This is a genomic window from Streptomyces capoamus (genome assembly GCF_014654935.1).
Lineage (GTDB): Bacteria > Actinomycetota > Actinomycetes > Streptomycetales > Streptomycetaceae > Streptomyces > Streptomyces capoamus.
Map to the genome: position 1 here is coordinate 121,776 of NZ_BNBF01000005.1, position 1,344 is coordinate 123,119.

At 67.4% G+C, this 1,344-nt stretch carries 2 protein-coding genes; both read right to left on the reverse strand.

Annotation, left to right across the window (positions count from 1 at the left end):
• Positions 1 to 174 (reverse strand): gas vesicle protein (locus IE312_RS39465; protein WP_229899539.1); only part of this gene is annotated, 174 nt, incomplete at its 3' end.
• On the reverse strand, positions 171 to 1,344 hold a 1,174-nt coding region (locus IE312_RS10300; RefSeq protein WP_189980514.1), incomplete at its 5' end, for an SRPBCC family protein. The genes IE312_RS10300 and IE312_RS39465, both read right to left, overlap by 4 nt.

Here is a 1,344-nt window from a genome sequence, read left to right on the forward strand (position 1 = left end):
GATGAGGCGGAGCTTGATGGTGAGCAGTTCGATGTCGAGCAGATTGATCCTGATGTCACCCGCGATGACGACACCCTTGTCGAGCACGCGCTCCAGGATGTCGGCGAGGTTCGCCCCCGAGCCCTGACCGTAGGGCTCGGGGAACCGGCCGGTCTCGGGGAACCGGCTCGTCATCGGCGGCCTCCGCGCTCGGCGTACTCGGGCTCTTCTTCCTCTTCCTCCGCGGGCTCCTCTTCCTCTTCTTCCGCGGACTCCTCAGGTTCCTCTTCGTCCTCGTACTCGCCCTCGTACGCTTCCTCGCCCTCGGCCTGGCCCTCTTCCTCGGGCTCCTGCTCGCCTTCCTCCGCCTCGTCCTCGTACGGCTCCTCTTCGTCCTCCTCGTACTCGCCCTCGTAGGGCTCCGCCTCTTCCTCTTCCCCTTCTTCGTCCTCGTCCGCTTCCCCGTCCGGTTCCGCTTCCTCGTCCTCCTCCGGCTGCTCTTCCTCCTGCTCCTCCTGCTCCTGCTCGGACTGCTCCTCCTCGAGGGCGTCCTCGTGGCTGCGGACCACCTCGCCGTCGCGGATCTCACCGCGCCAGCCGTCCTCGGCCTCTCCCTTGAGGGTGATGAACCGGGCGAAGTTCTTCAGGTCGAGCCGGGCCCGGCGGCCCTGGGCGCGCCAGATGTTGCCGGTCTTCTCGAACAGACCGGTCGGGTAGTACTCCATGACCAGCAGGACCCGCGTGAGGTTCTCCTCCAGGCGGTGGAAGGAGACCACGCCCTTGGTGGTGCCCTTGGCGCCCTCGGAGGTCCACTGGATGCGGTAGTCGGGGACCTGCTCGGTCGTCTTCGCCTTCCAGCTGCGGTTGGACCACCAGATCTTGGCCTGCCAGTCCGACGTCGTGTCGTCGGCCCGGCTCGCGCTCTTGACACCCTTGGCGAAGGTGGAGAAGTCCTGGTACTGCGTCCACTGGTCGTAGGCCGTGCGCTGCGAGACACCGACGTCGATGGACTCCATGATGACGGTCGGTTTGTTGCCTCCGCCGCCCTTCTTCTTTCCCTTGCCGCCCCCGAGGTTCTTCAGCGCACCCATCACGTTCTCCTTGGCGCGGGAGGCACCCAGTTCCAGGGCGGAGCGCACCGGGCCCTTGCCCTCGGCGAGCTTGCGCCCGCCGTCGAGCGCGAGTTTGGCGAAGCCGGGGCTGTTGCCCTCGGCGATGTCGTTGAGCTTGTTGGTGGTCTCGCCGAGCTTGCGCCCGAGCCCCGTCAGCATGCGCTGGGCCTGTGCGCCCAGGTATTCCTGCACCTCCTCCTTCAGCCGGTCGGCCGCCTCGCTGTTCGCGAGGCCGGCCAGCGGGCCGCCCTTG